Source organism: Ruegeria sp. BB5 (assembly GCF_056539405.1).
The window spans coordinates 117,170-142,608 of record NZ_JBQFUX010000003.1; the positions used below are offsets into that span (position 1 = coordinate 117,170).

Sequence of the window (25,439 nt, forward strand, 5' to 3'; positions counted from 1 at the left end):
GGGACTCGGGCAGTTCGTTCCGTCAGAACCAGCGGCCAATGGCAATGGCCGTTGGTGTCAGCGCCGTCACATCGCTGTTGGTGGCCAAAATCTTGAAACCTACCTGCGTTTCGGTCAGGGCTTCAAAGCCGATGAACCGATTGCTGGCCCCTCCGCTGCCACTGACCGAAATGGCTGAACCGGTTGCAAATGTCATCGGGAAATCCCAAACCGCCGCGCCGCTTGCGAAAAGCGCGCCATCAGCATTTATACAGCCCGTTGCGGGCAGGGTGACGGTGCAAATCTGCGTTCCATCCGCAAAACGCACGTAGTCGCCATTGGGGGTTGAGCCCCGCTCGATCACCGCTCCGTCTGGTACACCGCCATTTTCGGAAACGGACCCTAACAGGTTGCCAGGGCCATAACCGTAGTCAGCCCGCATCAGGCGCCCGGGTGTGATGTCATCAGGGCTGGCCTGAATTGCCGCGCCATCTGCAATGCCGGTCGTGGGGTCAAAGCTTAGTGCGTCAGTCCAGTTGCTGCCATCGGGAGAGACTTTGATGGAAAAGCCTGTAGTGCCCGACAAACCCATCTCGGCATGGCCGGTCCAATTGGACTGAAACAGTAAGGACGCGGTGTCGCCTGCACCGGCCTTGTTGATTTTCAGCTGGTGCCCACCGCCTTCGTGGCTGAGCAATGTGGCCGGAGATCTTACCGACAGGCGGTTCGTGCTGTCATAGCTTGTGGCGATACCCACTCCGTCCAAATTCTGCGTCGCCACTGGGGGATCGATCCAGGCCCCACCGTCCCAGACTTTCATTTGACCGGTGCTTTCATCCCATGCGCGCCAGCCTGTGCCGGGCGCGGCGAAATACCAGGCGTTGTCCAGCCAAGTAGCCAACATTCCGGCCTGACCCGTCCAATCCCCTGTTGGTGCGTTGCCCAATGCGTGAACCTCGCCCTGGTCTGGAGCGGCAGGTGGAGTCGACGCGTTTGTCGAGGCCAGGCTCAGCTGGGTAACCACATCCAGCTGTCGCAGCGCCTCGTTATGGGTGACGTGTTTCTGGGCCTGTGAGGGTTGCAGAAATGGAAGGCTCAATCGGGGTGAATTTTGTGGCACGGGCGTCCTCCTGTGGCTGTCGGTCCGACAATTGCATTGCGCGCCACATTGCCTTTTGGTGGATGAATCCCGTCTGACCGTGCCGGGCGCCCGAAAAACCAATTGCTAACTTTTCAGAAGCATCAAAAAAGCCGAGGCGCTGAGCGCCCCGGCTTGTGGAAATGCCGTGCCGAGGAAAACCCCGGTCGATGTGTCGTCAGATGTTGTTACTGAGCAGCCTGATCCGTCGCCACAACGTCACGCAGATACTGGCTCAGATCCTCGCGCAAGTCCTGGCGGGCCAGCGCAAAGGCTACCGTGGCCTGCAGGAACCCTGATTTTGAGCCGCAGTCGAACCGCTGTCCGTTGAATTTGTACCCAAAGACCGGCACGCCATTGCCAATATCTTCGGCGATCGCGTCGGTCAGTTGAATCTCACCACCGCTGCCTCTTTTCAATTGGTTCAGATTGTACAATACCGACGGCCCCAACACATAGCGGCCGATAACTGCCAGATTCGAGGGCGCATCCTCGGGCTTGGGTTTTTCGACCATGCCGCGGGCGCGTACGACCGTTCCGATATTTTCACCTACGTCCAACACACCGTAAGCGCTGGTCTTGTCTTCGGGAACCTCCATGGCTGCCACCATGTTGCCACCGGTTTCTTCATAGGCTTCGATCATTTGCTGCAGGCAAGGCTTGTCGGCAGCAATCACGTCGTCTGGCAACATTACCGCAAAAGGCTCGTCGCCGATCAGGCGACGGGCGCACCAGACCGCGTGACCCAGACCCAACGCTTTGTGCTGACGGATATAGGCAATCGCGCCACTTTCCATATTGGTGGCGTTCAGCGTTTCCAGCAGGTCTTCCTTGCCTTTGGCTTTCAGCTCCTGCTCAAGCACCAAGTTGTGGTCGAAATAATCTTCTAGTGCAGACTTGCCGCGAGAGGTCACGAAAATGAATTCAGTGATGCCGGCGGCACGCGCTTCGTCGATGGCGTATTGTACCAACGGGCGGTCGACCAACGTCATGATCTCTTTCGGGACCGACTTTGTCGCGGGCAGGAACCGCGTACCAAGCCCTGCGACGGGGAAGATCGCCTTTGTGACCTTACGTGTCATTTGACCTCTCAAGTTACTAAAACAATGTCTGACTGTTAGCGTACTACGCGGGTCTCTTAGGCGCTGTGGTCCGAACAATCAACGCTCTGCAACAACCAACGTCTCATTTGCAAAGGATGGTGCCACCCGGTGCGGTAGAAGTCAAAACGATCGGGAGTTACCCTGCGCGACATTGCGGATTTCTGCCCTTATCTGCAGCAGAAACGGATATCTGCCTGCCATAGATCCGCCTTGCCGACAGTTGCCGTAGTCACTGGGTCCAATGCAAACCCCGAAGCCGGGTGAACGGCTTCGGGGCAGCAGGGTCAGGCCCCGTTCATGATGATTTCCAGCGGGTCGTGTTCGGCCACGAAATGATCCGGCGTCACCTCGCTCAGCTGCGGCACATAATCGGTCTGACCTGCGGCCAACCGGCTGGGAAGAAACCGCAATGCGGCTTTGGGATCCATGGGTGAGGGCAGTTCACCAGGCAGCTTCAACCGCTGACGGCTGCGTTCCACATCCGGGTCTGGAATTGGAACCGCCGAGATCAGGGATTTCGTGTAAGGGTGGATCGGATCGGAACAGATCACCTCTCCATCCCCCAGCTCGACTATTCGGCCCAGATACAGAACCATGATCCGGTTCGAGACCGCACGTACCACAGACAGGTCGTGGCTGATGAAGATCATCGACAGGCCGAACTCTTGTTGCAGTTCGCGCAACAATTCCACGATTTGCGCTTGAATGGACACATCAAGCGCCGAAACCGCCTCATCACAGATGATCAACTTGGGTTTATTGATCATCGCCCGTGCAATGCCGACCCGCTGGTTTTGCCCGCCGGACAGCTCATGCGGATAACGGTTGATCATGTTGGCCTTCAGACCAACCCGTTCCATCATGTCGGCGACCATTTCCTTGCGTTCCCGATCCGTCAGATCGGGGCGGTAGGTCTTGAGCGGTTCCGCGATAGACGCCGAGATCGTCATCCGCGGGTCGAGGCTTGCCAGCGGGTCCTGAAACACGATCTGCAAGTCTTTGCGGTATTTGTTCAGCTCGGCCCGTTTTAACCCGACAATGGGATGGCCCAGCCAGCTGACATTGCCACCGCTGGGCTCGATCAGTTGAAGAACCGCCCTTGCTAGAGTGGATTTTCCACAGCCAGATTCGCCTACAACACCCAGTGTTTCACCTTTGCGGATGTCAAAACTGACGCCATCGACCGCCTTCAATGGCACCTTGCGTCCAAATATGCCACCCGGCACGTGGATCGGGAAATGGACCTTGACGTCATCAACTTTCAACAGCGGGTCTTCGACCTTGTCCAAAGCCTTCGGCGCATCGCCAGCATCGATCCGCGGCATCGCCTCTAGCAGAGTACGGGTGTATTCGTGCTGCGGTGCGCGGAAGATTTCGCGCGTGTCTCCGGCCTCGACAAACTGACCCAGACGCATGACCTGAATGCGATCGCACATCCGCGCAACAACGCCCATGTCATGGGTGATCAGGGCAATCGCCGTGCCTTCGTCCTTTTGCAGGCGCACCATCAGGTCCAGAATGTCGGCCTGCACGGTGACGTCCAGCGCCGTGGTTGGTTCATCCGCGATCAGCAGCTTGGGATTGCACAGCATCGACATTGCAATCATCACGCGCTGACGCATACCGCCCGACAATTCGTGCGGGTATTGATCCAGCCGCCGTTTTGCCTCGGGGATGCGGACGCGATCCAGCCATTCCAGACAGCGAGCCCGAGCGGCGGACCCTTGCAGCCCTTCATGTACCTGCAGAACCTCTCGCATTTGCTGGCCGATCCGTAAATGTGGGGTCAGCGCGGTCAGTGGGTCCTGAAAGATCATGCCGACATCATCGCCACGGATCTTGTTCAGCTTGTTGATAGGCAGGTTTAGGATTTCCTTGCCGTTTAGAGTAGCGGACCCCATGGCCCGCCCGGCAGGCGGCAACAATCCCATCGCGGCCATGAAGGTCTGGCTTTTGCCTGACCCGCTTTCACCCACGATGCCAAGGCATTCGCCCGGATTGATGTCGAAACTGATGCCTTTGACGGCCTCGACCACACCATCTGGCGTATTGAACTGGACGCTCAGGTCCTTAACAGAGAACAGGCTCATATCAGCGATCCTTCGGGTCCAGAGCGTCACGCAAACCATCGCCGATGAAGAACATCGAGATGATGATGGCGACATAGATTGTCAGCGGGTACATCAACTGCCACAGCGTCCCGTAAGCCATCGTTCCTGCGCCTTCGGCAATCAAACGACCCAAGGACGTGTAGGGTTCCGAAATGCCCAATCCAAGAAACGAGATGAAGCTTTCCATCAGGATCATTTCCGGCACCAACAACGAGGCATAGACGATTACCACACCCAAAAGGTTTGGCAGGATATGGCGATACATGATCGTGAACTCGCTGACACCAGCTGCACGGGCAGCCTCGATGAACTCGCGGTTTTTCAGGGTCAGGGTTTGCCCCCGAACGATCCGCGCCATGGTTAGCCAGCCCACCGCGCCAAGTGCGATGAACAACATGAAGAACGACCGCCCCGCCACGACCAGCAGCAAGATGACGATCAATGTGGCCGGGATCGCCAGCAGGATGTCGACAAACCGCATCATGACACCGTCGGTGCGCCCGCCGATATATCCGGCGGCGATACCGTAGCAGGTTCCGACAATCAGTGCGGTTGCCGCCCCGATAAGCCCGACCAGCAGCGATGTTGTAGTGGCCTGAATGACGCGGCTGTAAAGGTCGCGTCCCAGATCGTCGACGCCGAAATAGTGCCCGGTTTCGATTGAGGGCATGCCCATGCCAGCCACGTCCCCCATAACGTTCCAGTCGATTTCCTCGTTGCTCCAGACGGCGAAATATGGGCCAAAGATTGTGAACAGGACGATCATGGTCAGAATGAAGACGCTGGCCATTGCGGCTTTGTTTCGAACAAAACGCATCCGTGCGTCTTGCCACAGCGAACGTCCCTGAATAACCGTGTAGTCAGTTACGTCTCCGGCCAACTGAGCGGCTTTTTGTGATTTTCCAAGCATTGCCAGCCCCTCAGTACCGGATTTTCGGATCGAACCAGGCATAGGCCAGGTCGGTCAGCAAGTTCACGACAACGGTTAGCGCGCCATAAAGGATCGTGACTCCCAACAGCACGGCATAGTCCCGCGACAGGGCCGAGCCGACATAGGCCTGACCTAGTCCACCGGTCGAGAAATAGATGTCGACAAAGACCGAACCGGTCAGCACGTAGACAAAGACCGGCCCAAGATAGGACACAACAGGCAGAAGGGTCGGCTTCAACGCATGACGCCAGATTACGGTTCTGGTCGGCAGGCCCTTGGCGCGCGCGGTGCGGATGAAGTTCGAGTTCAGAACCTCAAGCATGGACGACCGCGTGATCCGCGCAATCGACCCCATGTACGAGGTCGCCAGCGCAATGACCGGCATGATCAGATATTGCCACTGACCACCATTCCAACCACCGCCGGGCAGCAGCCCCAGCCACAGGGTGAAAGTCAGGATCAGGATCGGGCCCATGATGAAGTTCGGCAGCGCCTGCGCAGCAATGCCCAGACCCACGGCGAAATAGTCGATCCAGCTGTTGTGCTTGATTGCGGCGGCGATCCCCAGACCCACACCAACAGTTGTGGCGACCAGAAACGACAGCGACCCATAGGTCAGCGAGATCGGAAAACCCTGCGCGATGATGTCGTTCACATCACGATCCTTGAACTTGAAGGACGGGCCGAAATCGAAATGCACGACGATGTTGTAGAGGTAATCCCACAACTGTTTCCACAGCGGTTGATCCAGCCCATAGCGGGCTTCGATATTAGCCAGAACAGCCGGTGGCAGAGGCCGTTCCGAGGTAAAGGGCCCGCCGGGCGCGAAGTGCATCAGGAAGAAACAGGCGACGATCAGCAACAGGATCGTCGGTATGGCGACCAGCAGTCGCCGTAGACTATAGGCAAGCATTTCATGCCCCCATGTTTATTGGCCCTGCCCCGGTTGCATCCGGGACAGGGCGAGGTTCAAAGACGATTACTCGGCGCGTTTGTAGAGGTTCTTCGAGTACCAGTTCTGCTCGACATTGTTGATCGGCCAGTTCCCCACGTCGGTGTCCATCATGTAGACGCCAGCATAGTGGTAAATCGGGATCACAGGCGTTTCCTGCGCGATGATACGCTCAACCTCGGTGTACAGAGGTGCAGGATCGTCCGAGGTTTTGGCTTCGGCCAGCAGTTCGTCAACGCGGGCATTGTTGTACTTGCCGTCGTTATAGCCTGATTGCGATTGCAGCAGGTCCAGGAAGGTGGAGGCCTCGTTATAGTCGCCACACCATGCGCCGCGGGCCAGATCGAAGTTCTGGTTGCCGCGCTCTTCCAGGAAGACTTTCCATTCCATGTTGGCCAGCTCGACATTCACGCCCAGTTTCTGTTTCCACATCTGGCTCAGCGCCACGGCGACTTTCTTGTGATCTTCGTTGGTGTTGTAGACCATCTCAAAGCTCAGCGGATTGTCGGGGCCGTAACCGGCACCAGCCAGCAGTTCCTTAGCCAGTTCATCCCGCTCAGGTTGGGTCATCGAGGCCATCTCGACCTCGGGCACGGTAAAGCCTGCGGTGGCTTCGGGCGCGAAAGTGTAAGCCTGCGGCTGGCCACCAGCCATGACTTTTTCGGTGATGATCTCGCGATCAACGGCCAGTGACAGTGCCTGGCGGACATTAGGGTCCTTGAACGCTTCGGGACCGTCTTCCGTCAGGTTGAATGTGTAATAGTAGTTACACAGGCGCGGGAAGCTGATGGCCTGATCCGGGTGTTCCTGGCTCATGCGGGGAAACTGCCCTGCGGGAACTTCGGTGCGGTCCAGTTCGCCAGCCAGATAGCGGGTCAAAGCGACGTTTTCGTCGTTGATGACCAGCGTCACGACTTTGTCCAAGATCGTGTTTTCATTATCCCAATACATCTCGTTACGTTCACGGACCGAGCGTTCCTGCGGCAGGTGTTCGGTCCAGATATAGGCACCGTTCGAGACGATGTTTTCGGGCCGGGTCCAGGCGTCACCATGTTCCTCGATCACTTTCTGCGGGGCCGGGAAGGTGGTGGAGTGCGTGGTCATCTGCGGGAAATAGGGCAGGGGCGCGCTCAGAGTGACTTCCAGAGTGTGATCGTCGAGGGCTTTGACGCCCAACTCGTCAATAGGCTTGTTCCCGGCAATAATTTCTGCAGCATTCTCGATCGACATTAGCTCCATGAACCAGGCGTAGGGCGAGGACAGGGCGGGATCGACAGCGCGTTTCCAGGCATAAACAAAATCACCTGCTGTCACCGGGTCGCCATTCGACCACTTGGCGTTGTCGCGCAGGGTAAAGGTATAAACGTCTTTGGTGTCGTTGGTGGTATAGCCGGTGGCGACGCCCGGAACCAGATTGCCGTCTTCGTCCTGGTTCATCAGACCTTCAAACAGGTCGCGGGTAATCTCAGCGCCATAGGTATCCTCTACAACCTGCGGATCGACCGAGCTGTGCTCATCGCCAAGGCGGTAGATAAAGGTCTGGTCATCCGCCAGCGCCTCGCCGGTTGTGGGATGGGTGCCCGCAGCAAGGGCGGCACCGGTGATCATGGTCGAGGTCAACAGCCCCGCCAGAGATGTACGCATATACTTGTTCATGTTTTTCTACTCCCGTTTTTAGGGGTCCGGCACGCGCATCCTTTCAGGATGGGTACAGGCCACCTTGTTTGTCCGACCCTGAACAAGACCGGGACGGGTTCGAATTTTGCTTTTTCAGAGCGCAAGGAACACCGCGTCGCAGTCTTTCGGTTTGCAGTCGGGAACGTGTTTGCGAAAGTCGCCTTTCACTGCCGGTGAAGGTGGCATTATTTCAAATCGGGATAAAGATGGTGCCCACAATTTAAGCAACTACAGGTGGATCGTGAACGAAATGGACGTAGGTTGGGAAATTTAATAATGAAACTTCATCGTTTCTTGACATTTTTGTGAAGGTCGCCCCGCAAACTTGACGCCAAGGAAGCTCGAATCACATCAAATTTGCAGCGAATCGCTACTGCGCCAGAGCGGATTTCATGCTGGTTTCTGGGAAGCAGGTCGGGCTGCGTCCAGTCACTTGTTGCCAGCGCCCAATCGAGCGGCGAGTCTTGAACCCCGGCAATCCATCCGCACCACCGACATCATGGCCCTGGATTTCCAACGCCCGTTGCATGGTTGCGATATCTGACCGGTACAAGGTATCAACCTTGCCCCAGCGGGCTTTGAAGTCCCCAACGCCATACTGAATGCGGTCTCCGACATGGCCCACGAACAGAGCGTAGAGATCGCTTTTGTTGTAATCCTTGAGAACGTAGAAATTCGGCGTGACGATAAAGGCGGGTCCCTTGCGTCCAGCTGGCATCATCAGAAACCCCTCACCCGGCAGTTCGTGTGGTGGAAATGGCTTGCCAGATACGCGGGTGATCCCCATGGCAGCCCAGTCCTGAATAGGTCGCCCCTGATCCGGTCCTTCCAACGCACAGGTTATCTGGGTTGGAACCGTGACCTCGAACCCCCAGTCGCGCCCGGTGACCCAGCCATGTTGCGACAGGAAATGCCCGATGGAGGCGATTGTATCTTCGGCCGAGCCCCAGATGTCGGACCGCCCGTCGCCATTTCCATCCGCGGCAAAGGTCAGGAAGTTCGAAGGCATGAATTGCGGTTGACCCAACGCGCCCGCCCAGCTGCTTTTCAACGTGCCCGTTGGGGCGTGGCCGGCCTCGGCAATTTGCAGCGCGGCGATCAACTCGTCGGTGAAATACGCGGCCCGGGTACTCATGAACCCTTTTGTCCCCAACACCTGAAAGGCATCGTGGCGGATGGGTACTTGGCCATACCCGCTTTCCCGGCCCCAAATGGCCAGGATGATCCGTCCGGGAACCCCGGTTTCCGCCTCGACCCGCGCCAGGGTCTCGGCGTGACGCCGGGCCATCTGCCGCCCTTTGGCAGTTGCACCCTGAACGGAACCGGCATTGAAGTATCGGCCAGGTGATCCAAATTCAGCCTGTTTTTGCTGTTTGGGTGTCTGAGCAGAACTGCCCGGCGGCACCAAATCGGGCAACTTCCAGTTGAGAGTTACCCCATCAAAAGCCCGCTGCATGGTTGCGTGCGAAACACCTTGGGCCTTGGCCCGCGGCCAGACTGTATCCTGCAGCCATGCTTTAAACTGGCGTTCCACCGTCGCGCGATCCTGTGCGCTTGCACTTGTCGTAAGGCACCAAAGGCCGAGGGCGAGAATAATCCAACGCATCACCAAAATGTCTCACCCGGCTGCGATGCCAAGTCAACCGCATCATCGAAGGCGATTTGCACGATCCTAATGCTGTGGTTGTTCAGGCAGGGTGTGAAACAATCGACGGTTTTGGAAAAAACCTTGAGAAAATCTGTGACTCTGTCGATAGTTGGCCGAAACGAAGGCTTAAGAGGACTATCAGGCGTGGCCTTACTCAAACCTTCAGCAATGGCATTGGTGATCGCGATTGTTGTGACCTCGGCACAGATGGCGTGGGCAAGCAACAGCTTCATGGACCCGCAAGGCCCTATTGCGGCGGTTCAGAAAACCCACCTGCTGCGGGCGACTGTTCTGATCATGATCGCCGTGTTGCCGGTTTTGGTATTGGTGCCGCTGATCGCCTTGCGGTACCGGCGGCGAAAGGGCAGCGCGGCAGAGTACCGGCCCAAATGGGATTTCTCGGGCAAGCTGGAATTTGCCATGTGGGGCGTGCCAGTCGTGATCGTGGCGCTGCTGTCGTTTTACTTGTGGAAAGCCACCCATCGGCTGGACCCTTACGCCACTCCGTTCGGTGAAACACCCGCGCTGAACGTGCAGGTTGTTGGCCTCGATTGGAAATGGCTGTTCATTTACCCCGATCTTGGTATCGCCACCGTCGGAGAGTTCGGCATTCCTGTCAAACAGCAAGTGGCGATGACGCTGACGACGGATACGGTGATGCAATCCTTTATGATCCCCGCCCTGGCGGGGCAGATCTACGCGATGCCGGGGATGACGACTCAGCTGCATCTGGTGGCCGATACGCCCGAGACGATGCAGGGCGAAAACACGCAGTATAATGGACGGGGTTTTACCAAGCAGAAGTTTCTGACTCAGGCGATGCAGCTCGAAGACTTCAATGCCTGGGTTGAAAGTGTTCGCACCCATGGGATCCCTCTGACCGAAGACACGTACAGAACGCTGGCCATGCGCACGGATCGGGATGAGGTACAGGCAGTATTGGGGACCTCACTGATGCCACTCAATGCGCTTTATTTTACGCTGGAGGACGGTGATCTGTTCCAGTCCATTTTGCACCGCTATCACGGTGGGCAACCGTTGCCACGCGATCAACAACCGGGAACCGCTGAATACGGGCAAGAGGGCGCACAATGACCGAAACAGGATTCTTTGGCCGTCTGAACTGGGATGCCTTCCCGATCACGGGTCTGATCCAAAACCCTAACGCAAATGAAATCGTGGCCAACGCGGCGGCGGCCGTGGTGATCGTAGGCGTCATTGTCGTGGTCGGATCACTGACATGGTTCCGCCTGTGGGGGCCTTTGTGGCGCGACTGGCTGACCAGCGCAGATCATAAGAAAATCGGCATTATGTACATCGTCTTTGCCATCGTCATGCTGGCGCGCGGCGTGCTTGAAGGCGTTGTCATGCGCGCCCAACAAGCAGCCGGGCCGGGCGATGGTTTCCTTGAGGCCGAACACTTTGCCGAACTGTTCAGCACCCATGGCACGATAATGGTGTTCTTTGTCGCCGTGCCCTTTGTCTTTGGGCTCGCGAATTACCTTATCCCACTGATGATCGGCGCGAGGGATGTGGCCTTTCCGGTAATGAACCAGATCAGTCTGGGCCTGACCGTCTCGGCGGGCATGATGTTGATGGTGTCGCTGGTGGTTGGCAATTTCTCAACCGGGGGGTGGACGGCTTATCCGCCTTATACCGGGGCCGCCTTTAACCCCGGCGTGGGGCCGGATTACTGGATATGGGCCATTGTTGTCTCAGGCATCGGTACCACGCTGACGGGGATCAACTTTGCAGTCACGATCTATAAGCTGCGGGCGCCGGGGATGAAGTTCATGCGGCTGCCAATGTATTGCTGGACAATCATCAGCAGCTCGATCCTGATCATCTTTGCCATGCCGCCGCTCGGCGTGGCCGCACTGATGCTGGCGGCGGATCGGTATCTGGATTTCCATTTTTTCACCAACGACCTTGGCGGCAACATGATGAACTATGCCAACCTGTTCTGGCTGTTCGGCCACCCCGAGGTCTATCTGCTGGTTCTGCCCGCCTATGGTATCTATTCCGAGGTTTTCGCCACATTCTCGGCCAAACGGCTTTACGGGTACAACTCGCTAGTGATTGCCACAATGTGCATCGCGGTGCTGTCCTTTACGGTCTGGCTGCACCATTTCTTTACAATGGGCCAAAGCGCGCTGATCAATGCTGTGTTCGGCATCGCTACCATGCTGATCGCCATTCCAACCGGGGTGAAGGTCTATGACTGGATGGCGACTTTGTATCGTGGCCGTATCCGGTTTTCGGTGCCGATGCTGTACGGCCTGTCCTTTCTGATGTTGTTTGTGATTGGTGGCTTGTCGGGTGTGATCCTTGCTAACCCGACGGTCGATTATCAGGTGCATAACACTCTGTTCCTTGTGGCGCATTTCCACAATGTTCTGTTGCCGGGCGTGCTGTTCGGCCTGCTGGCCGGATACAATTACTGGTTCCCCAAAGCTTTTGGGTTCCGGCTGAACGAGCGTTGGGGGCGCATCACAGTGGTATTGTGGACGGTTGGGTTCATGCTGACTTTCCTGCCGCTTTATTTCGTTGGCCTCATGGGGATGCCGCGCCGGTCGTTCAGTTGGGAAGACCCCAGTTTCCACCCCTATATGATCATCGCCGTCATCGGCGCGCTGGTGATCTTGTCGGCGCTGTTGGCGGTGGTTATGCAATTGTGGGTCAGTATCCGCGACCGGGAAAACACCCGCGTGCCAGTCGGCGATCCGTGGGATGCGCGCACGCTGGAATGGTCGATCCCGTCGCCGCCGCCGCCCTACAATTTTGCCGTCATCCCGCAGGTGACGGATCGGGATAACTTTGCCGCCGCAAAGGAACGGGGTGAGGCCTATCCGACACCTGATGATTACGAAGATATCTCGATGCCGCGCAACACTGGGATCGGGTTCATCCTGTGTGTACTCAGCGGAGTCTGGATGTTCGCATTGGTCTGGTGGATCTGGTGGCTGGCCGCACTGGTAACTGCGCTGATGTTGCTGTCCTTCATCCTGTGGACTTTCCGGCTGGACACAGAAGAGGTCATCCCCGCCGAGGAGGTTCGCAAACAACACGAAGCCTGGCTTGATTTGGTGCGCAGCTCTGCACCGGTGGATCGCGATCATGAAATTGCTCCGGAAAATCGCGGCCTTGCCCGCCCTGACCTGGAGGCAGTGACATGAAGCGCGCACCGACGCACAGCTATCCGGGGTTAAACCTCGGGCGGCGGCATGCCAGCGCGGACCAGGCCGCCGAGGTTGTCACTTTCGGATTCTGGGTCTTTCTGATGAGCGATCTGGTCTATTTCGGCCTGATGTTCGCCATTTACATCACCATGATCGATGCACAGGCTGGCGGGCCCGGTCCGCACGAGCTGTTCGATCTGAGAAGCATCTTTGCCCAGACGATAATCCTTTTGACCAGCAGCCTTACCGTGGGGCTGGCAATGCTGGCGCTGAAATACAACCTGCCCAGATGGCGGATCGTGTTCTGGTTCTGCGTGACGCTGGTATTGGGTCTCAGCTTTCTGGTGCTGGAAATCCGCGACTTCGTGGCGATGACCGAAAAAGGCGGTGTCCCTCAACGCAGCGGGTTTCTATCGGCCTTCTACGGTCTTGTGCCGCTGCATGGGTTGCACGTGGCTGCTGGGTGCTTGTGGTTGATCGTGTTGGGCATTCAGCTGCGCCTGTTTGGCTTGACCGATCTGCTGATGTCGCGTGTGGTTCGGTTGGCGTTGTTCTGGCACTTCCTCGACCTGATCTGGATCGGGATCATCACCATCGTTTACTTCGGAGGGCTGACCTATGGATAAGCGCAGCGAGATGCATCGGCGCGAACGTCGGCGGTACGTCATCGGTTATGGCGGCTCGCTTTTGCTGACAGGGGCGGTGTTCACGATAACCTATAAATACGGCATCGAAACCAAAGGGGTTTACCTTTCAATCGCCCTGCTGGGGTTGGCGCAACTCATTGTACAACTCGTCTATTTCCTGCATATCGACCGACGCCGCAGCAGCCGCGAAGACCTGGATTTAATCCTTTTCTCTACGCTGGTGTTACTGATCATCATTCTTGGAACTGTTTGGATCATGGGCAATCTGGCGGTTCGGATGCACACCTATCCGATGTAGCGAATTGTATAAGGTCTGACGCATGAAATCGATTAAAGTCGTCGCCGTTGCCGCCATGCTGATTGCTATCGCCGCTGGTCTGTTGCTGTATTGGCGCCATGAGGAAAGGTACCCCTCGACCAAAGACGCCTATGTCGGTGCTAATATCATCAACGTGGCAGCGCAGGTAACCGGGCAGGTTGCTGAGGTGCCGATCAATGACAATCAGCCAATCAAGGCGGGGGACCTGCTGTTCACCATCGACGATACACAATTCAAGGCAACCGTCGATCAGGCGCAGGCCGATCTGGACAGAGCCATACAGCAGGTTCAAACGTTTTCGACCCAGATCGCAGCGGCCAAGGCGGCGGTCGATTCAGCTCAGTCCGCCTTCAACACGGCCAACAACAATTTTGAACGCAACAAGGCGCTTTTTGCGGATGGAGATGTGGCGCAGGTCACATTGGACCAGGCAACGACAGAATTCGCGCAGGCCTCGGCCAGACTGACCGCCAGCCAGTCCGGCCTGTTGGCCCTGCAAAGCGGTGTGGCCGCAAAGCAAGATGACGTTCTGTCTGCCCGCGCACAGCTTGAGATCGCACAGGCGGATCTGGGATGGACCAAGGTTTATGCAGCGGCGGATGGTTGGATTGCTAACCTGACCTTACGGCCAGGTTCAGCGGTGGCCGCCAATGCGCCGCAGTTTTCGATTGTCGAGTCTTCGGACTGGTGGGTGGATGCGAATTTCAAGGAAACCGCTCTGCCGCGCATTCGTCCGGGCCAACCGGTTACGGTTCAGATCGACATGCTGCCGGGTGTGACGCTGACGGGCAAGGTCGCCTCGATCGGGCGCGGGTCGGGGGATACTTTCTCGCTTTTGCCGTCCGAGAATGCCAGCGGCAATTGGGTCAAGGTCACCCGCCGCTTTGCGGTGCGTGTGGAGCTTGACCCGACCGATGCGCCGCTGCGTGTGGGCGGCAGCAGCAAAGTGACAGTGGACACGACCGTCGATCAGGCAGAAAAATGACCGGATCGGCGGCCAGCCGCGTAAATCCGGTGATCGTGATCGCCGTTGTGCTTAGCGCCATACTCGAGGTGCTGGACAGCACCATCGTCAACGTCGCGCTACCTCATATTCAGGCCGCGTTTGGTGCCACGACCGATCAGGCGACTTGGATTTTGACCAGCTATATTGTCTCGGCTGTGGTTGTCATGCCTCTGACCGGTTTTGTCGCGCGCCGGGTCGGGCGACGACGGTTGATCCTGACCGCCATCACCGGTTTCACTGCCATGTCGGTCATGTGCGGCCTGTCCTGGAGCCTTGAGACAATCGTTTTTTTCCGCCTGGCGCAGGGTATGTTCGGCGCGTTTCTGATCCCGCTGTCGCAATCTATCCTGTTTGATGCATTTCCCCGTGAAAAACGCGGGCAGGCGATGGCTGTTTTTGGTCTGGGCGTCGTGGTTGCCCCCGTCTTGGGGCCGACAGTCGGGGCCATCCTGACTGAGTATTTCTCGTGGCGGATGGTGTTTTTCGTAAACCTGCCGGTGGCGGCCATGGCCCTGCTGTTGCTGGCCGGAGAGCTGCCGGATGATGAAACCGAAGAGGTCAAGATCGACTGGATCGGTCTGGCCTTGCTGGCCATCGGCATTGGTTGCTTGCAATATATACTGGATCAGGGGGAAACCAAGGATTGGTTGACCTCTCGTGTGATACAGGTGGCGCTGATCGCGTCGGTTCTGGGCGCGTTGGGGTTTGTTGTTCATGCGCTCAGCTCGAAGCGCCCCGTCGTTGATCTACGCCTTTTCGCGGACCGGAATTTTGCCCTGTGCAATCTGGTCATCGCAGGGTTTGCGATCTCGCTGTTCGGAGGTATCGCGATCCTGCCAACTTTTGTTCAGAACCTGCTGGACTATCCGGTCATCGCCTCAGGCCATTTGTTCATTCCGCGGGGCATTACGGCGGGTCTGTCCATGGTGGTGACTGGCGCTGTACTGGTGCATCGTTTTGATCCGCGTATTCTGGCTGGGCTGGGCATGGCGTTGACGGCGGTAAGCAACTTCATGATGGGCGCGCTGAATATGAATGCGGGGTTTTGGGAGCTGGCCTGGCCGGGTGCAGTCAGCGGTCTGGGTATGGGGTTGGTCTTTGTGCCCATGTCGATTCTGGCGTTCGAAAGTATTTCGAAAACGCGGCAGGACGAAGCGTCTGGATTGTTCAACGTGACCCGTCAGTTGGGGTCGTCGGTTGGAATTTCACTTGTTGGGACATGGGTGGTGCGCGGGTTGCAGACGAATACCGCTGTGCTTGGCCAGAATGTGACCCCCTACAACCCGGCTGCGCAGGCTTATCTGCAACCGCTTGGCCTGACGCCCGACAGTGCGCAAGGCGCTGCCATACTGGGGCAAGCGATCAGCCAGCAGGCTGAACTGATTTCATATCTGACCGTTTTCAATAACCTGGGTTTGCTGGCCCTGGCGACGATTCCTTTGCTGTTTTTCTGCCGCGCTCCTAAGCCAGGCACACAGTCTGCTGTTCCCGCGCACTAGTGTGTCAGGAACAATCCCAGCAACAAGGCAAGCCAACACAAGATCAGGCTAAGTAGAATATTCCCCGCCGCCAGCGCAATCGTGCGTTGCCGCCGCAACTCCAGCGACTGATAGGCAAAGCTTGAGAAAGTGGTGAAGCCGCCGCAGAACCCGAAAACCAGCCGTCTTTCTTCCTCGCCCAAATCAACCGGCCCACCCAGGTAACCGATCCACAGACCCAGAAGCAGGCTGCCCAGAATATTCACAATCAGCGTTGCAAACGGCAGGTCGTGGCGAACCCGCAGGGCGACCCAATGGCGCAGCACAGCGCCCAGACCGCCGCCCAGCCCGAACATGGCGTGCAGGTACAGCTCAGTCATTTTGCTGACCTCTGCCCTAGGAGACGCCGCCCGATAGCCTCACCCAGAATGGCTGCCGCAAGGCCAACCGCTATTTCCAGACCAGCAGCCGAAATAGCGCCCCAAAGATGCGTTGCCGCCATACGTTCCAGCTCAGCCACAAATGAGGAAAACGTGGACAGACCACCGCAAAACCCGACGGCACCCAGATGCAATACATGCGTATGCACGCGATGCCGCACTGCATAAAGCCAACCGAGTATGAAACAGGCCACAATATTGATCCCAAACGTGGCCGTCAGAATCGGAGCGCCGGGGATCTGGGCCGAGAGCGCCTCGCGCAGCAACGACCCCGCAGCGCCCCCTACGAAAACGGCAGCGAACATGATGGCCGTGGTCCGGACGGCGGGTCGGGTCTGTGTCACGGCCTGGATTCCTGCCCAATTTCACCTTTGTTTTGGCATACCTATTGGGGCAAGGGGGATCAACAGTGGCTCTGTATTCTGCCTGTTTCGTAATCTAACCTGATCGCGTGATGTTTGGTTCAAACGCTTGCAATCAAAAGCCGAATTGATCCACGCTTGCCATTAGCCGGTTTGGCAACACCTTGGGAGAGCGCAAAATGATTGTACGTCAACTCTATTACTTCCTCAGCTACGTGTGTTTGCCGCTGACTGTGTTGTGGGGGCTGTACTGGCCACCGGCGCATTGGTTACTGGTCCTGCTGATCCCCTACGCAGTGGTTGGCCTGTATGACATGCTGACCACAAAGCATAACGTTTTGAACAATTATCCGGTTCTGGGGCATTTCCGGTACATGCTGGAATTCGTCAGCCCGGAAATCCGCCAATACTTTGTTGAGACCAACGAAAGCGGGCGCCCCTATAACCGTATCATCCGCAGCCTGGTCTATTCCCGCGCCAAGGGGCAGATGGATACACAGGCCTTTGGCACACAATTCGACATCATGACCGTAGGGTATCACCGGGCCAACCATTCACTTGCACCCAAAGAGGTGGCCGAAAGTGAGGAACGGGTCATGCTGGGCGGACCCCAGTGTACCAAACCCTATAATGCCTCGCGTCTGAACGTATCCGCCATGAGTTTCGGCGCACTCAGCGCCAATGCGATCCGGGCGTTAAATGGCGGTGCCAAAGATGGCGGGTTTGCGCATAACACGGGTGAGGGTGGGTTGTCTCCGCACCATCTGGCCGAGGGCGGTGATATCATCTGGCAGATCGGTACGGGCTATTTTGGATGCCGTACGCTCGAAGGTACATTCGATAAGGATAAATTCGCTGAAAAAGCCCAAAAAGATGTGGTCAAGGCGATTGAAATCAAACTGTCGCAGGGCGCGAAACCATCCCATGGCGGGGTTCTGCCTGCGGCCAAGGTGGATAAGGAAATCGCCGAAATCCGCCACGTACCCGAGCATCAGGACGTCATATCTCCTCCCATCCATTCGGCCTTTGAAGGCCCGACGGGTTTGATGCATTTCGTTCAGCACCTGCGTGAATTGTCAGGCGGAAAACCCGTCGGTTTCAAGCTGTGCATTGGACGTCCTTCCGAGTTTATGGCGATCTGCAAGGCGATGTTGGAAACTGGAATTTTGCCCGACTTTATTACCATTGACGGTGCCGAGGGGGGCACCGGGGCGGCTCCGGTTGAATTCACCAACCGCCTCGGCGTGCCCCTGAACGAGGCGTTGATCTTTGTTAACAACTGCCTGCGTGGCGCTGGTTTGCGCGACAAGATGCGGATCATCTGCTCGGGCAAGGTGGCCACGGGCTATGACATGGTCGAGAAATTTGCGCTTGGGGCTGATATGTGCAACGCGGCGCGGGCGATGATGTTTGCGGTCGGCTGCATACAGGCGTTGCATTGCAATACGAACCGCTGCCCTTCGGGTGTCGCCACACAAGACCCGGTCCGGGGACGGGCAGTGAACGTGCCGCAAAAACGCGTTCGGGTGCAGCGCTTTCATGACGCCACGCTGGAAAGCTTTCGAGAGCTTTTGGGTGCTATGGGTAAAGAAAAAGTCTCTGACCTGCATCCAAGCGATATCCGCTGTCGTAACGCGGATGAACACGAGCGGTCCTATGCCGAAATGTACACTTTTATTGATGAAGGCGCCTTGCTGACCGATACGCCCCCCGAAGCCTTTGCTGCGGATTGGAAAATGGCATCGGCAAGTCATTTTTAATTTTTTTCGACCCGCCGCCAAGGATTGACCTTTCTAATCCGTCTTACTCATCGTGATGCGTATGACAACTTCGGATGAGGATCTGGCCAAAGCTGCCGCAAAGGGGGACGCGGATGCGTTCGCTGCCCTTCTTGCGCGCCATTACGACCGAATATTTCGTCTGGCTTTTCGGTTGAGTGGGCGCGGTGATCAGGCCGAAGATTTAACACAGGATATCTGCGCCGCCTTACCAACCAAGATTGTTGGGTTTCGGGCGCAGGCCAAATTCACCACTTGGCTGTATCGTGTTGTCGTCAACGCCGCCGAAGATGCGCGCCGTCGGCAAGCCAGTCACAGCCGCGCGGCGGTGGGGTGGGGCGATGTCGAGCAGATGCGCCGGGCCGAAGCGGCGGAGACCGCCGAAGCCGTCGATTGGTTGCAACGGGCCATGCGCGCGTTACCGCAAGAATTGCAGGACACCTTGGCCCTGACGCTTGAGGATGAAATGACTCATGCCCAGGCGGCACAGGTGCTGGGCGTGTCTGAGGGCACAGTGTCTTGGCGCATGTCGGATATCCGCAAACGCCTGCGCGCCCTGCGGCAAGAGGAGCTGGCTCAATGACAGACGATCTTGAAGATTTCAAAACCTTGATGAATGCCGCCACCCCCGCGCCGGATGCGCAGCGTCGGGTGGAAAATCTGCAGCAGGCGCAGAAAAGTTTCGCCCGCGCCCAAGGATTGCAGTCTGGCGCGCGTCCGACTGTCAAGCGAGGCCCAATAGCCCGCCTGACAGAAGGAGCGAAGTCCATGTTGAATGTCCTGACGCATCGCGGTGCACTGACCGCAACTACAGCCATCGCCGCCGTGGCTTTGGTAGCGATCCTACCGCAGACGCGGGATTTCATGTCGAGCCCATCCCCACTACCGAACGATGAACGCGTTGAATCTCGGACCAAAACAGAAGAGGCGGATCAGGACAGTGAATTGTCTTTCGCCGTTCCCGACAGCGCGGTTTCAGAACCCGTGGTCGAAGCGCCTGTTGTGATGGAGGACTCGATCGCGCCTCGATCACGTCCAAATGCACCGAGTAAAATACAAACCGGTGGCCTGGGTGTGACAAGTGAGAGCTATTCCAGTTCCGGATTAATTGGAGGTTCCCAACCCTTGGTGCCGTCGTTGGACCAACGCGTTGTTGTTCTGGCACCCGAACAAAATACCGAAGATTTTGCTAACGCCGACACCAATCCATTGAAGGTCACTGCCGAAGATCCCGTGTCGACCTTCTCGATTGATGTCGACACGTCCTCATATTCGATTGTCCGATCCTCATTGATGCGCGGTCAGTTGCCGCCGAAAGATGCGGTGCGGGTTGAAGAGATGGTGAATTACTTCCCCTACAGCTATCCCGCGCCCGATAGTGATGTGCCGTTCCGGCCTTCGATTTCGGTGACCCCAACACCCTGGAACGAAGGCACGCAGCTGGTCCATATAGGCATTCAGGGTGCGCTTCCGCAGATCGAAGATCGCCCACCGCTGAACCTGGTGTTTCTGATCGACACGTCGGGTTCGATGCAAAATACCGACAAACTGCCGCTGCTGAAACAATCTTTCCGCCTGATGCTATCGGAATTGCGGCCCGAAGATCAGGTGTCAATCGTCACTTACGCGGGCAGCGCCGGGCAAGTGTTGGAGCCGACGGCGGCGTCGGAACGGTCCAAAATCCTGACCGCGCTGGACCAGTTGGAGGCCGGGGGTTCGACCGCCGGGCAGGCCGGGTTGCAGCAGGCCTATCAGGTGGCGGAAAGCATGGTTGAGGATGGAGAGGTCACCCGCGTTATCCTGGCCACGGATGGTGATTTCAATGTTGGCCTGTCCGACCCGGACGCTTTGAAAGATTTCATAGCCCAAAAACGCGACAGCGGCACGTTTCTAAGCGTTCTGGGCTTTGGTCGGGGAAATCTGGACGATGCGACCATGCAGGCACTGGCGCAGAACGGGAACGGGCAGGCGGCCTATATCGATACATTAAGCGAGGCACGCAAGGTTCTGGTCGATCAACTGACCGGCGTGCTGTTTCCGATTGCCAATGACGTCAAAATACAGGTCGAATTCAACCCGGCGCAGATCGCCGAATACCGTTTGATCGGGTATGAAACCCGTGCTTTGCAGCGTGAGGATTTCGCGAACGACAAGGTGGATGCGGGCGATATCGGGGCCAGTCATACGGTGACTGCGATTTACGAAGTGACACCTGTGGGGTCGGACGCCATCCGAAATGGTCCCTTGCGCTATGCGGAACAAGCGGTGTCCGAGGGGTCGGACGAGATCGGATTTTTCAAACTGCGGTACAAAACTCCGGGGGCTGCGGAAAGCCAATTGATCCAGCATCCAATCCTGCCGGGGCAAGGGGCCGTGACCAAAGATGTGGAATTCTCATACGCCATTGCAGGCTTTGGCCAGTTGTTGCGCGGCGGAGAATATTTGGGCTCGTGGTCCTATGCGGATGCGATTGCGCTTGCAAATGAGGCAAAGGGTGAGGACCCGTTCGGGTATCGTGCCGAAGCCATCACTTTGATGCGTTTGGCCCAGACATTGTCTCAATGAAACTGGGATGCGGGCGCTGAAACCTAAGAGCGCCCGTTTACCTACCCTAAAATCGATCAGAATTGTTCGCGGCGTGGGTGTTGATCTTGCGCACACTCCATTCCACCGCATCCCGCATGGTCTTGCCCAACGCATCATCGAACGCTCGGACCAGATCAGGAGTTTTATCGCTGGCGGCGACCACATATTCCCGGAAGGAATCTGACGCGATGATCTTGTCTTCGAACTCGTCGATGATCTTGATATTCATTCGAACTTCGACCCGTACAGTTGACGATCCGTCGTCTTCGGCAATCACAAGGCCCTGAAATTCCCGCAAGTCAGGAACGATGACATAGTCCGCGCGCAACCCAACGGTCGAACGACCAACGGCAGCCACCTTGCCGCTGTTTTCATAGCTTTCCACCAGCAGCGCCTGAACGATCAGCGGCGCGCGGTCCACCCAACGCGCCCGAGGCAGATACTGGACCTGCAACGGTGTGGGCTGAATAGCAATCTGATCGGTGTTGACGGCTGCGGTGGCCGTTGGTTCCTGCACCACGACCTGTTTTTGAATGCGCGGCAACGAAGACGAAAACGTGCTTTTTGGTGTCAACAAGTACAAATCATTAGGCTTTGATGCCTGCCTGAGCGTTCCCAGCCCCGCGCATCCCCCCAGCGACACCAGGGCGAGAACCACAAGTAAATGCCTAATCATTGGCGAAACTCCGATGCTTGGGTTCCAAGAAGGAAACGCGCGGGATCACGTTCGACCTTATCCACCAGACGATCCAGGCTGATGACCAGTCGTTGCGATTCTTCGATAAAGCGGGTGAACTGCGGCAGACCGACCCGCAAGAAATCGGACAGCTGACGGCGGTTGTCCTGGACGATACCGTCGATGGTGCCCAGCAGTTCCGAGGCTGATTTCGATGCGCTCAGGATATCGGCGGATATGTCGTCTATACGTTGGGTGACGTTCTTCACAGTCGCGGATACCTCATTTGCGGCTGTACGGATGTCGTTCATTACAGTGCCGACGTCTTCGGTTATGACTTTGTTGGCCGAGTCAAAGGCACGTTCTGCCGAGGTCAGCGTGCCTTTTGCCGTGTCCATCGCACCCGTGATTGACCCCAGCGTTTTATTTGCATTCAAGAATGTCTCGGTGATAGTCGCCAGCGAGACTTCGGCCTCGCTCGTCAGACCGTTCAGGTTCTCGGCCAGGTTTGTGGCGCGTTCGATGAAGGGACGAATATCTTCCTGAATTATGCGATCCGCTGTTTCGATTGTGACCTTGGCGCTGTCGAGAGTTGCGGTTGCCGATTCCGATGCGGTTTTCACGCTTTTCAGCGTATCCGTGCCGGTTGTCAGGGTCGTTTCGGCGGTGTCGGCCAACTGATCCAGTCGATCTGTGAAATCGCCAAGCTTTTTGGCGGCGCCCCCAAGGTCCGTCGACAGGTTTTCGAAATCCGAAAGCGTCTTTTCCAACTTGCCTGAAGCGGAAGCCAGATTGTCGAGAATGTCGCTGACGTATTTGCGGTTCTTGTCATCGACTACGGCATTGAGGTTTTCCAGCAGGGTAACGGCCTCGTCCAGCACCTTCGGGGCGCCCTCAAACAACGATTGAATGGCGCTGCGCTTGCTTTTAATCACACTGTCTTGTGGCAGTTTTGTGCCGCTGGCGGACCCGCCGGTCAGTTCCACGTAACTAACGCCCGTGACACCCAGTGATTGCAATTGCGCAATTGTGTCTTCGGTTACGGGGATGTCTGCGTCGACCTCAAGCCTGACCCGTACCTTGGACGGATCGTCCTCGTCCAGATTCAGCGAAATAACCTGACCGACCGGCAGACCATTGTAGCTGACGCCACCTGCCGCAGACAGGCCAGATACGTTGTCGAATAGTACATCATAATAGGCGTATTGCCGCGACACCTCGAATTTCGCCAACCATAGGAAAAAGCCGAATGCGCCAAGGATACCCGCAAGGGTGAAGGCGCCGATCAGGATATAATTCGCTCGGGTTTCCATGACCTCTACCTGTCCTGCCCCTTCTTTTGCGCCGCGCGCGCCCGGGGGCCGGTGAAGTATTCCTGCACCCAAGGATGGTCGACTTTGGTCATTTCTTCAATCCGTCCTTCAACCAGAACGCGTTTTTCGGCCAGCACTGCGACACGATCGCAAATGGCATAGAGGCTATCGAGATCATGCGTAACCATAAACACGGTCAGCCCCAACGCGTGCTGCAACTCGCCGATCAACTCGTCATAAGCCGCCGCCCCGATCGGGTCCAACCCGGCGGTGGGTTCGTCCAGAAACACGATCTCGGGGTCCAGTGCCAGTGCGCGGGCCAAGGCTGCACGTTTGCGCATACCCCCGGACAGTTCCGACGGAAACTTGCCGCAGCTCAGTTGTGGCAGACCTACAAGACTGATCTTCAGGCTGCCAAGGGCACACATCAGCTTTTCACTCAACCCGGTGTGTTCGCGCAGCGGGGCCATGACGTTCTGCAAAACTGTCAGAGACGAAAACAGCGCGCCATCCTGAAAGGCCACGCCCCAATGCCGTTCGATGCGGCGACGTTCCTGTTCGGGCCCGTTCAGGACGTCGACACCCAATACTTCGATGCTGCCTGCGGCGGGTCTGTTCAACCCAACAATCGTGCGCAAAAGCACCGACTTGCCGGTGCCCGATCCGCCAACGATGCCCAATACTTCACCGCGCCAGACGTCCAGGTTGAGGTTCTGATGCACCACCTGCGTTCCAAACTGGTTGGTCAGATTGCGCACGCGGATCACTGCCTCGCGCTGAGCGCCGGTTTCCGAGGTCTTTTCAAGCACGCTCCCGTCCATGTCAGACCTCCAACACCGAGAAGAAGATCGAAAACAGCGCGTCCAGTGCAATCACCATAAAGATCGACTGCACAACGGAGGCTGTTGTTCTTTGGCCGACGCTCTGGGCCGATCCCTTGACCTGCATTGCCTGCCAACAGGCGATAACGCCGATGACCACGGCAAAAAACGGGGCTTTGATCATGCCGATGGCAAAATGCCAGATGCCGGTGCTTTCCTTCAGCCGCGTCACGAACATGCCGGGGCTGATGCCAAGATCAATCCAGCTCATCAAACCCCCACCGATCAGGGCGGCCATATCCGCAATGAAACCCAGGATCGGCAACATGATCAACAAAGCGACGACGCGCGGGATCACCAGCACTTCGATCGGGTCAAGGCCCAGCGTGCGCATGGCGTCGATCTCTTCCTGCACTTTCATCGATCCGATTGACGCGGTGAAAGCTGACCCGGACCGGCCCGCAACAATAATGGCTGTCAGCAGGATACCCAGCTCGCGCAGCACCGAGATCGAGATCAGTTCGACCACGAAAATCTCGGCTCCGAATTGTTTCAGCTGAGTGGCCCCCTGAAAAGCCAGCACAACGCCGATCAAAAACCCCATCAGGGCAACAATCGGGATGGCCCTAAAACCCGTTTCCTCCATCTGAGATACCAGCGCTGCCTGTCGCAGCCGCCATGGCATAATAATGGTGCGGGCCAACCGATGCAGAGTCAGGCCCAGAAAGCCCAGCATCGAAAGGGTGTCTTCCCAGGCCCCGGCCGTGCCTTGACCAACGCTGGCGACCCAATCAACAAAACTGCGGTGTTCCACTTCGATACCGGAATCGTCAGGTATGTTCTTGGCTACAGTGTCCAACAGGGCGGACTGAGCCGGGCTTAACCCTTCGAACCGAACCTCGGCGCCTACGGCCCTGTTTCGCCGGGCCAAATCGGCAACCAGCCATGCGCCACCGGTATCCAGCGCCTCGACCTGAGACAGATCAAACGTGACGTTGCCACCCTGGGGTTGAGTTGAGGCAAAAGCCTGTTCTACCGACGCCAGAGATTTGGTGAGCATTTCACCCGAAATACGCAGGCAGACGCCGTCGGCGTCATGTTCCGAATGTATCATGGGCTGCGTCATGGTCGTATGTGATGTGAAACCACGTTGTGCTGCAACGGATTTTTACGCTGTGACCAGATTTGCCGCCATACCATAGCAGGGGTGTGACAATTTGGGTCCGCCTGACGCTAGCCATGTGCGCCATCCCCTTAAATGACTGTTTTTTGTACGTGATACGAAAAAAAGCGTG

General features: G+C 57.1%; 23 protein-coding genes. 9 read left to right on the forward strand and 14 right to left on the reverse strand.

What is annotated here, in order from left to right; translation table 11 throughout:
• Positions 1–22: 22 nt before the first annotated feature.
• From ACR0DL_RS10390 to ACR0DL_RS10425, 8 genes are all read right to left on the reverse strand, one after another.
• Positions 23–1,099 (reverse strand): DUF2793 domain-containing protein, encoded by a 1,077-nt coding sequence (locus tag ACR0DL_RS10390; RefSeq protein WP_480688977.1) that lies wholly within the window; start codon positions 1,097–1,099, stop codon positions 23–25.
• A 206-nt stretch (positions 1,100–1,305) separates the two neighbouring features.
• The gene (gene galU / locus ACR0DL_RS10395; RefSeq protein ID WP_170349981.1) at positions 1,306–2,199 is read right to left on the reverse strand and encodes a UTP--glucose-1-phosphate uridylyltransferase GalU; all 894 of its coding nucleotides are present in this window, start codon (positions 2,197–2,199) and stop codon (positions 1,306–1,308) included.
• Positions 2,200–2,504: 305 nt separating this feature from the next.
• Positions 2,505–4,310: an ABC transporter ATP-binding protein gene (locus ACR0DL_RS10400; protein WP_170349982.1), complete on the reverse strand. Its 1,806-nt coding sequence runs from the start codon at positions 4,308–4,310 to the stop codon at positions 2,505–2,507.
• 1 nt (position 4,311) lies between these two features.
• Positions 4,312–5,241, reverse strand: coding sequence for an ABC transporter permease subunit (locus ACR0DL_RS10405; protein ID WP_170349983.1), 930 nt, complete (start codon positions 5,239–5,241; stop codon positions 4,312–4,314).
• A 10-nt stretch (positions 5,242–5,251) separates the two neighbouring features.
• Positions 5,252–6,175: an oligopeptide ABC transporter permease OppB gene (gene oppB / locus ACR0DL_RS10410; protein WP_170349984.1), complete on the reverse strand. Its 924-nt coding sequence runs from the start codon at positions 6,173–6,175 to the stop codon at positions 5,252–5,254.
• 66 nt (positions 6,176–6,241) lie between these two features.
• Positions 6,242–7,870: a peptide ABC transporter substrate-binding protein gene (locus tag ACR0DL_RS10415; protein ID WP_170394809.1), complete on the reverse strand. Its 1,629-nt coding sequence runs from the start codon at positions 7,868–7,870 to the stop codon at positions 6,242–6,244.
• A gap of 391 nt (positions 7,871–8,261) precedes the next feature.
• Entirely contained in the window at positions 8,262–9,497 is a 1,236-nt protein-coding gene (locus ACR0DL_RS10420; RefSeq protein ID WP_480688979.1) for a lytic murein transglycosylase, read from the reverse strand.
• Positions 9,497–9,772 carry a hypothetical protein gene (locus tag ACR0DL_RS10425; RefSeq protein ID WP_480688981.1) on the reverse strand — a complete coding sequence of 92 codons (276 nt, stop codon included), beginning with the start codon at positions 9,770–9,772 and terminating at the stop codon, positions 9,497–9,499. The genes ACR0DL_RS10420 and ACR0DL_RS10425 overlap by 1 nt, the downstream gene beginning before the upstream one ends.
• Between ACR0DL_RS10425 and ACR0DL_RS10430 the strand changes: the two genes are divergently transcribed.
• The 6 genes from ACR0DL_RS10430 to ACR0DL_RS10455 are packed head-to-tail and all read left to right on the forward strand — an operon-like array spanning position 9,771 to position 16,189.
• Positions 9,771–10,634 carry a cytochrome ubiquinol oxidase subunit II gene (locus tag ACR0DL_RS10430; RefSeq protein ID WP_480688983.1) on the forward strand — a complete coding sequence of 288 codons (864 nt, stop codon included), beginning with the start codon at positions 9,771–9,773 and terminating at the stop codon, positions 10,632–10,634. The two genes, ACR0DL_RS10425 and ACR0DL_RS10430, sit on opposite strands and share 2 nt — an antisense overlap.
• Positions 10,631–12,715: a cbb3-type cytochrome c oxidase subunit I gene (locus ACR0DL_RS10435; RefSeq protein WP_480688985.1), complete on the forward strand. Its 2,085-nt coding sequence runs from the start codon at positions 10,631–10,633 to the stop codon at positions 12,713–12,715. The genes ACR0DL_RS10430 and ACR0DL_RS10435 overlap by 4 nt, the downstream gene beginning before the upstream one ends.
• Positions 12,712–13,344 carry a cytochrome c oxidase subunit 3 gene (locus ACR0DL_RS10440; RefSeq protein ID WP_170349988.1) on the forward strand — a complete coding sequence of 211 codons (633 nt, stop codon included), beginning with the start codon at positions 12,712–12,714 and terminating at the stop codon, positions 13,342–13,344. The genes ACR0DL_RS10435 and ACR0DL_RS10440 overlap by 4 nt, the downstream gene beginning before the upstream one ends.
• Complete coding sequence (locus tag ACR0DL_RS10445) at positions 13,337–13,663, forward strand: cytochrome o ubiquinol oxidase subunit IV (protein ID WP_480688987.1); 327 nt, start codon at positions 13,337–13,339, stop codon at positions 13,661–13,663. Before ACR0DL_RS10440 ends, ACR0DL_RS10445 begins: the two co-directional genes overlap by 8 nt.
• Positions 13,664–13,685: 22 nt before the next feature.
• Complete coding sequence (locus tag ACR0DL_RS10450; protein WP_170394797.1) at positions 13,686–14,669, forward strand: HlyD family secretion protein; 984 nt, start codon at positions 13,686–13,688, stop codon at positions 14,667–14,669.
• Positions 14,666–16,189 carry a DHA2 family efflux MFS transporter permease subunit gene (locus tag ACR0DL_RS10455; protein WP_480688989.1) on the forward strand — a complete coding sequence of 508 codons (1,524 nt, stop codon included), beginning with the start codon at positions 14,666–14,668 and terminating at the stop codon, positions 16,187–16,189. The genes ACR0DL_RS10450 and ACR0DL_RS10455 overlap by 4 nt, the downstream gene beginning before the upstream one ends.
• Here the strand turns inward: ACR0DL_RS10455 and ACR0DL_RS10460 are convergent.
• Together ACR0DL_RS10460 and ACR0DL_RS10465 are read right to left on the reverse strand one after the other, a co-directional pair.
• Positions 16,186–16,548 carry a fluoride efflux transporter FluC gene (locus tag ACR0DL_RS10460; protein WP_480688991.1) on the reverse strand — a complete coding sequence of 121 codons (363 nt, stop codon included), beginning with the start codon at positions 16,546–16,548 and terminating at the stop codon, positions 16,186–16,188. The two genes, ACR0DL_RS10455 and ACR0DL_RS10460, sit on opposite strands and share 4 nt — an antisense overlap.
• Positions 16,545–16,952, reverse strand: a complete 408-nt coding sequence (locus ACR0DL_RS10465; protein ID WP_480647366.1) for a fluoride efflux transporter FluC — start codon at positions 16,950–16,952, stop codon at positions 16,545–16,547. The genes ACR0DL_RS10460 and ACR0DL_RS10465 overlap by 4 nt, the downstream gene beginning before the upstream one ends.
• A gap of 197 nt (positions 16,953–17,149) precedes the next feature.
• On the opposite strand from ACR0DL_RS10465, the gene ACR0DL_RS10470 reads away from it, so the two are divergent.
• The 3 genes from ACR0DL_RS10470 to ACR0DL_RS10480 all read left to right on the forward strand — a co-directional run bounded on the left by ACR0DL_RS10470 (position 17,150) and on the right by ACR0DL_RS10480 (position 21,313).
• Complete coding sequence (locus tag ACR0DL_RS10470; protein WP_170349993.1) at positions 17,150–18,730, forward strand: FMN-binding glutamate synthase family protein; 1,581 nt, start codon at positions 17,150–17,152, stop codon at positions 18,728–18,730.
• A 61-nt stretch (positions 18,731–18,791) separates the two neighbouring features.
• On the forward strand, positions 18,792–19,331 hold the full coding sequence (locus ACR0DL_RS10475) for an RNA polymerase sigma factor (RefSeq protein WP_170361811.1): 540 nt from the start codon (positions 18,792–18,794) through the stop codon (positions 19,329–19,331).
• Positions 19,328–21,313, forward strand: a complete 1,986-nt coding sequence (locus ACR0DL_RS10480) for a vWA domain-containing protein (protein ID WP_480688994.1) — start codon at positions 19,328–19,330, stop codon at positions 21,311–21,313. Before ACR0DL_RS10475 ends, ACR0DL_RS10480 begins: the two co-directional genes overlap by 4 nt.
• A gap of 46 nt (positions 21,314–21,359) precedes the next feature.
• On the opposite strand, the gene ACR0DL_RS10485 is transcribed toward ACR0DL_RS10480, so the two are convergent.
• From ACR0DL_RS10485 to ACR0DL_RS10500, 4 genes are all read right to left on the reverse strand, one after another.
• Complete coding sequence (locus ACR0DL_RS10485; RefSeq protein ID WP_254428493.1) at positions 21,360–21,911, reverse strand: ABC-type transport auxiliary lipoprotein family protein; 552 nt, start codon at positions 21,909–21,911, stop codon at positions 21,360–21,362.
• Between the two features lie 95 nt (positions 21,912–22,006).
• Positions 22,007–23,323, reverse strand: coding sequence for an MlaD family protein (locus ACR0DL_RS10490; RefSeq protein ID WP_480688996.1), 1,317 nt, complete (start codon positions 23,321–23,323; stop codon positions 22,007–22,009).
• A gap of 5 nt (positions 23,324–23,328) precedes the next feature.
• A complete protein-coding gene (locus tag ACR0DL_RS10495; protein ID WP_170349998.1) occupies positions 23,329–24,144 on the reverse strand; it encodes an ABC transporter ATP-binding protein in 816 nt (271 codons plus the stop codon).
• 1 nt (position 24,145) lies between these two features.
• Entirely contained in the window at positions 24,146–25,258 is a 1,113-nt protein-coding gene (locus ACR0DL_RS10500) for an ABC transporter permease (protein WP_480688998.1), read from the reverse strand.
• Positions 25,259–25,439 lie beyond the last annotated feature (181 nt).